The following is a 5,007-nucleotide window of genomic DNA, read 5'->3' on the forward strand; positions in this document are numbered from 1 at the left end:
TGCCCAGGCTTTGCGCAAGCCGAAGGCGGGAGGTCTGCCATTTTGAGACGGCCTGCACGCGCTGCTTTTGCGCATCGGCCAGCGCGGTTTGGGCGTTGAGCAGTTCAGTGATGGTGCCGACGCCGGCCTTGTAGCGGCCGCGCGCGATTTGCAGCGAATGCTGCGCGTCGCTGAGCAACTCCTTGGAGTTGTCGAGATTCGCGGTGTCGCTCTGCAGGCTCTGATAGCTTCTCCACACGTCGAGCGAGACGCCAAGCTCGGTGTTCTGCATGTCGGCTTCCTGCGCGTCGGCTTGCGCTTGCGCCTGGGCAACGCGATAGCCGGACGCGAAGCCCTCGAACAACGGGATCGTCACTTGCACGCCGATCGAACTGCTGCGGCTCGAGTTCAGCTGCGTGCCGAACTGCTGCGGCTGCTGTTGATACGACGGATTGTTGCGGCTCAGATTGCCCACCAACGAAATCGTCGGCCGCCCTTGCGCGCGCACGACATCGACATTCGCGCGCGCGGCTTCGAATTTCGCGCGCGCGGCCAACAGCTTCGGATGCCGGCGCTTGGCTTCGTCGATCAGATCCGCGACGTTCTGTGCGAACTCGTTGTGATTGAGTTTGGGCTCGGACGAAGCGAGCGTGAGGGGCGTATTCGCATCGAGCCCCATCGCGTTCGCGAGCGTGCCCATCGCGCTCAACACGTCGCCTTCGGCGTTCACGCGGTCGAGCAGCGCGCGGCGATAACTGGTTTGCGCCTGCAGTTGATCGGCGAGCGTGCCGGCGCCGGCGTCGTGCTTGGCCTTCGCTTCGGCCAGGCTTTCCTTGGCGGCCTGCTCGGTTTCGCGCGCGGCATCGACCGCCGCCTGCTTGCCGCGCACATCGTAGTATGCCTGCGCGACGCTGAAGAGGATGGTCTGCAGCGTGTCGTCCTGCGTGGCGTTGGCCGCGGCGAGCAGATCACGCGCTTGGCGCAATTGCGCACCGCGCTTGCCGAAGTCGAACAGCACCCAGCTCAGATTGAGCATGCCGTATTTGCTGTTCGTACGCTGCGTTTGCGAGACCGATCGCGATATCAGTTCGCCTGTCAAGGGATTAGTGCCCTGTTGGTTATATGTCGGCGTGACTTTGTCGCGCTCATACCCGCCGGTGGCATTGATCGTCGGCAGATAAGCGGCCTTGGCCACGCCGATCTGCGCGGCCTGCGCGCGTGCGTCTGCCCATGCCTGCCGGGCTTTCGGATTTGCGCAGATCGCCTGCAGGACCGCATCCTCGAGTTCGATCGGATGGTTCGCCAGCTCGGGCTGGCACGCGGCATTCTTCAGCATCGGCGCGGCGGGCGTCGCGGACGTGAGCTTCTTCGTGCCGTAGACGTCGAGCCACTGCGCGTGCGCCGCGTGCGACGCAAAAAGCAGCGCGCACGCCCCGGCGGCGAACGGACGGAAATACTTCATCGCGCTCACCTTCCGATCGTCGTCTGCTGCGACGCGTTTTGCGCCGCGGGCGCGTGCGGGTCGGCGGCCGGTTGCGCGTCGGCGGGTGCCTGCGCCGTTGCCGGCTGCGCAGGCGGTGCCGGGATGGGCGGCTCGCCCGCTTGCGGCGCACCGGCCTGTCCTGCCGCCTGTTGCTGTTGCGCGGGGGCGGGCTGCCCAGCCGCTTGCGGCGCGCCCGGCGCTTGCCCCGCTTGCGGGGCCGCGGCCTGCTGAGCCTGGACTTGAGCCTGCTGGGCGGCCTTCTTCTGCATCTCGGCGAGCGCGGCGGTGCTTTGGTCGAGCGCGACCTTGCCGCCATCGAGCATGATCACGCGCTGCGCGGTCGCGATCGTCTCGGGCCGGTGCGCGACGATCAGCCGCGTCATGTTCAGCGCGCTCACCGCCGCATTGACCAGCCGCTCGCGCTGCACATCGAGGTGACTCGTCGCCTCGTCCAGCACCAGGATCTTCGGCCGCTTGTACAGCGCGCGGGCCAGCAGCACCCGCTGCTTCTGCCCGCCCGAGAGCACCGTGCCCATGTCGCCGACCAGCGTGTTGTAGCCCATCGGCATGGCCACGATATCCGCGTGCACCGCGGCCAGTTGCGCGCATTGCGCCACCCAGTTCGGATCGGCGTTCGGATCGAAGAAGCTGATGTTGTCCGCGATCGAGCCGGCGAACAGCACGTCGTCTTGCAGCACCGTGCCCACCAGCGTGCGCAGCCGATCGATGCCCAGGCGCTCGACGTCGACGCCGCCGATCTTGATCTTGCCGCCGGTCGGCTCGAGAATGCCCAGCAGCACGTTCACCAGCGTCGTCTTGCCGCATCCCGACGGCCCGACCAGCGCCACCGATTCGCCCGGCGGGATCTTTAGCGACACGCCGTTGAGCACGACCGGCTCGCCCTCCGCATACTGGAACGTGAGGTTCTCGGCCTCGATGCTCGCCTCCAGGTTCTCGGCCTCGCCCGGCACGTGGCGCAGGCTGGTGTCGGTCTCGGCCTGCGCGAACACGATGTCGGCGAGCCGCTCGCCCTGCAGCTGCAGCATCTTGATCTCGAAGAACTTGTCGATCAGGCTGCCGACGCGGCTGTCGAACTGGCCCTTGTAAGCGTTGAACGCCATCAGCACCCCGACGGTGAACTGGCCGTCCATCACCAGGCGCGCGCCGAGCCAGATGATCAGCAGGTTCTCGATGCCGAACAGCAAGCCGTTGATCTGCTGATACAGCAACTGCAGCTTCTGCACGTGCAGCCCGGCGTTGACCTGCTCGACGAGCAGGGTGAGCCAGCTCGAGCGGCGCTCGCTCTGGCGGTTGAACAGCTTGATGGTCTTCACGCCGCGCACGGTCTCGAGGAAGTGGCTCTGCTGCTTGGCGGTGTGAATGATCTGATCCTCGGTGGCCAGGCGCAGCGGGCGATACCAGAGCCAGCGCATCAGCGCGTAGAGCAGCATCGTGCCGAGCGAGACGAAGGCGAGCGTGCGGCTGTAGACGAACATCATCGCGAGGGTGACGATGGTCATCAGCCCGTCGATGACGGCCGACAGGAACGAGCTGGTCATGGTCTGCTGGATCGTGTCGATCGAGCCGAAGCGCGAGACGACGTCGCCCAGATGGCGGCGCTCGAAGTACTTGACGGGCAGGCTGAGCAGGTGGGTGAACACGTTGGCGCGCCACTGCACGTTCAGCGTGGTGCCGAAATACATCAGCGCCCACGCGCGGATCGCGCTGGTGGCCTGCTGCATGAGCAGCAGCAGGCCGAAGCCGAGGGCGAGCACGGTGAGCAGATCGCGATCGGCGCTGACGATCACCTCGTCGATCACCCACTGCAGGAAGAACGGCGAGACGAGCGTGAAGATCTCGAGGGCGATCGCGAGCAGGAAGATCTGGCCGAGCGAGCGCGACAGGCCGGCCACGGGCCCGAGCAGCGAGCGCAGCTTGACGGAGGGCTTGGCGTCGAGCGGCTTGAAGCTGCCGGTGGGCCAGAGTTCGAGCGCGACACCGGTGAAGGCGCGCGAGACCTCGTCGAAGGAGAGCTTGCGCACGCCCTGGGCGGGATCATGGATCGTCACGCTCTTGCCGTTGACTTCCTTGAGCACGACGAAGTGATTGAAGTTCCAGTGCAGGATGCAGGGCGTGCGCAGCTGGCTGAGCTGATCGAGATCGAGCTTGAGTGCGCGGGTGCCCAGATCGAGGCGCTGGGCGATGTCGATCACGCGGCCCAGGCCGGCGCCCTTGAGGGAAACCGGAAAGCGGCTGCGCATGGTGGCGAGGTCGACGTGGTGGCCGTGAAAGCCGGCGACCATCGCGAGGCAGGCGAGGCCGCACTCGGCGGACTCTGTCTGCAGGAGCATCGGCAGCTTGTGGCCGACGCCGAACGAAAGACGATCGAGTAGAGACATGGCGAGGGCGCGGTCAGAGTTTGCCGGTCAGGCTGTAAAGGGGTTCGAGCACCCATTCGTAGAGGCGGCGACGCTCCTGAAGGATGTCGGCCTGCAGGGCCATGCCGGCCTGCAGGGGCTGCGCCTTGCCATAAGCGGTCACGTGCTGATCCTTGAGCGCGACGGTGATGCGGTAGAAGGTGCTGCCGTTGGAGGCCTGAGCGGCGGGCGCGCCGCTGGTGGCGAGTTCGGCGGCGGACAGCGCGGTGTGGGCGATCGACACGACGCGGGCCTCGTACTGGCCGAACTTCTGGTACGGATAGGCCTGATAGCGCACGAGCACGGGGTCGCCGACATGGATGAAGCCGACCGCGGAGCTGGGGACGAACAGATAGGCCTGCCAATGAGCGCTGGCGGGGACGATGCTGGCCAGCGGATGCTGAGTGTCGGCGGTCTGTCCGGGCTCGGCGATGACGGCGGTGGCGGTGCCGGTCTCGGGGGCGGTGACGACGAACTCGCGCTTGGCTTCGCTTTGCACGAGGCTTTGGTCGACGTCGATGACGCTGCGGTCGATCTGGGCGAGCTGATTCTGCTGCTTGAGCGCGAGGCCGGAGAGCTGGTTGACGGCCTCGGTGAGCGACTGGGCGGTATTGGCGCGCTCGCGCTGCAGGCTGTGGAGCTTGGACTGCTGGTCGAGGAGATCGGCCTGACGCTGCTGGGCCTGGTCCTTGGAGATGTAGTCCTGGGCGAGCAGGCCGTCATAGCGGCGGGCGGCATCGGCGGCGAGCGAGGTGCGGGTGCGCTGGGCGGCGATCTGCTCGTCGATACCGGCAAGCTCGGTGCGCAGGCTGGCGATCTTGGCTTGCAGGGTGCTGCGCTCGTCTTGCTGAAGGAGCTTGGTCTTGTCGAGTTCCTGCTCGAGGGAAGACTTGCGCTGCTGGGCCTGGGCGATGAGGGCGGCCTGGGTTTCGCCGGCCGCGGCGCTCTGGAGATCGGCGGAGACGGTGTAGAGCACTTGGCCGCGGGTGACGTGCTGCCCCTCGACGACGTTCTTCTTGAGCACGATGCCGGTCTGCTGGGTGTAGACCTTGACGAGCCCGGTATCGGGGGTGAGGGTGCCGTCGACGGTGGTGCGGCGGGTATAGGTGCCGAAGCTGAACAGCAGGG

The 5,007-nt window shown here is 66.6% G+C and carries 2 protein-coding genes and 1 pseudogene; all 3 read right to left on the bottom strand.

What is annotated here, in order from left to right:
- Nucleotides 1-1,450: TolC family protein (locus WS68_RS02075; RefSeq protein ID WP_442857141.1), on the bottom strand; the 1,450-nt coding region annotated here is incomplete at its 3' end.
- 167 nt (nt 1,451-1,617) lie between these two features.
- Nucleotides 1,618-3,861 (bottom strand): annotated as a pseudogene (locus WS68_RS02080) (peptidase domain-containing ABC transporter); the annotation flags it as partial.
- A gap of 13 nt (nt 3,862-3,874) precedes the next feature.
- The coding region (locus WS68_RS02085; protein WP_059569232.1) for an HlyD family secretion protein at nt 3,875-5,007 on the bottom strand (1,133 nt) is incomplete at its 5' end.

Source organism: Burkholderia sp. TSV86, from assembly GCF_001522865.1.
Lineage (GTDB): Bacteria > Pseudomonadota > Gammaproteobacteria > Burkholderiales > Burkholderiaceae > Burkholderia.